Annotated in this window: 1 protein-coding gene; it reads right to left on the bottom strand. The window is 65.1% G+C overall.

Annotated features, from left to right (window positions below; genetic code table 11):
- Window positions 1-1,787, bottom strand: a 1,787-nt coding sequence (locus ACFY4A_RS42520) for a nickel-dependent hydrogenase large subunit (RefSeq protein ID WP_390834661.1), incomplete at its 3' end; no start/stop codon positions are given.
- Window position 1,788: the final 1 nt, after the last annotated feature.

The following is a 1,788-nucleotide window of genomic DNA, read 5'->3' as shown; positions in this document are numbered from 1 at the left end:
TGGTCGGTTCCGTAGGTGGGGGTGTGGGTGGTGGTGAGGGTTTTGCCGTTGCCGAGGTACATGTGGACGCCGCAGGGGAGGCAGGGGTCGAAGCTGCGGACGGTGCGCATGATGTCGACGCCTTTGAAGGTGTCGGGGTCGTTCTCCTCGAAGATGGGTTGGCCCTGGATGGCGTCTTCGTAGGGGCCGGGGGTGCCGTAGGGGTCGCGGGGGCTGGCGTTCCAGGGGGTGGGTGGGTAGGGGTGGTAGTTGGCGATCTTCTTGTCCTTGATGACGAGGTGGTGGGAGAGGACGCCGCGGACGGCTTCGTGGAAGCCGCAGCCGATGGCTTCGTCGGGGACTTGGAAGTTTTCGAAGACTTTGGTTTCGCCGGTGCGGACGAGGGTTTGGGCTTGTTGGAGGAAGTGCAGGGCCATGGCGGCGGCGTAGGCGATGAAGTAGGGGCGGGCGCGGTCGCGTTCGATGGTGTTGGACCATTGGGGGATGGTCCATTCGAGGGTGGTTTCGGGGAGTTTTTCGCTTTGGGGGAGGGTGATGCGGACGCTGTGGCCGGTGGCTTTGATGTAGGGGGTGTCGACGAGGCCGTTCAGGGCGGTGGACCACAGGCGGGCGAGGGGGCCGCCGCCGGTGTCGAGGGCGAGGTGCTGGCCGGTTTCGGGGTGGTGCCAGCGGGGGCTCATGACCCAGCTGTAGTTGTGGTCGAAGGCGCGTTTTTGGGGGTGGGGCAGGGTGGTCTGGTTCCAGGGGTGGCGGATGTCGACGGGGTTGCCGAGGGGGTCGTGGGTGACGAAGGGTTCCTCGGCGGTCCAGTCGTCGTAGTAGGAGGAGCCGAGGAGGATGCGGATGCCGAGGTTGATGTCGATGAGGTTGTTGGTGAGGAGTTGGCCGTCGACGATGATGCCGGGGGTGACGTACATGGCTTTGCCCCAGTGGTTCATCGTCTCGTAGCGGTAGTCGACGATGTCGGGGTTCTGCCAGGCGCCCCAGCAGGCCAGGAGGATGCGGCGGCGGCCGACTTCCTCGTAGCCGGGCAGGGCCTGGTAGAAGAAGTCGAAGACGTCGTCGTTGAGGGCGACGGCCTGTTTGACGAAGTCGATGACGCGCATGAGGCGGGCGAGGTAGTCGGTGAAGACGGTGGGCTGGGGCATGGTGCCCACGCCGCCGGGATAGAGGGTGGAGGGGTGGACGTGGCGGCCTTCCATCAGGCAGAACATCTCCCGGGTGGTGCGGGACATCTTCAGGGCCTGTTTGTAGATCTCGCCCTCGAAGGGGTTGAAGGCGCGCATGATGTCGGCGATGGTGCGGTAGCCGTGGATGTGGCCGCGGGGGGCTTCGGTGCGTTCGGCGCGGGCCAGGACGCTGGGGTTGGTGGCCTTGACCATGGCTTCGCAGAAGTCGACGAAGACGAGGTTGTCCTGGAAGATCGTGTGGTCGAACATGTACTCGGCGGCTTCGCCGAGGTTGGTGATGTGTTCGGCCAGGGGTGGGGGTTTGACGCCGTAGGCCATCTGCTGGGCGTAGTTGGAGCAGGTGGTGTGGTTGTCGCCGCAGATGCCGCAGATGCGTGAGGTGATGAAGCCGGCGTCGCGGGGGTCCTTGCCCCGCATGAACACCGAGTAGCCGCGGAACAGCGAGGAGGTCGAGTGGCACTCCACGACCTCCCGGTTCGCGAAATCGATCTTCGTGTAGATGCCCAGATTCCCGATGATCCGCGTGATCGGATCCCAGGACATGTCCACGATCTGAGCGGGCTTACGCCCCGCCCGACGCGCCTCGGTGGTCGTCATG

The organism is Streptomyces sp. NPDC001292 (genome assembly GCF_042896465.1).
GTDB lineage: Bacteria > Actinomycetota > Actinomycetes > Streptomycetales > Streptomycetaceae > Streptomyces.
This window is presented reverse-complemented; position numbering and strand designations above follow the sequence as displayed.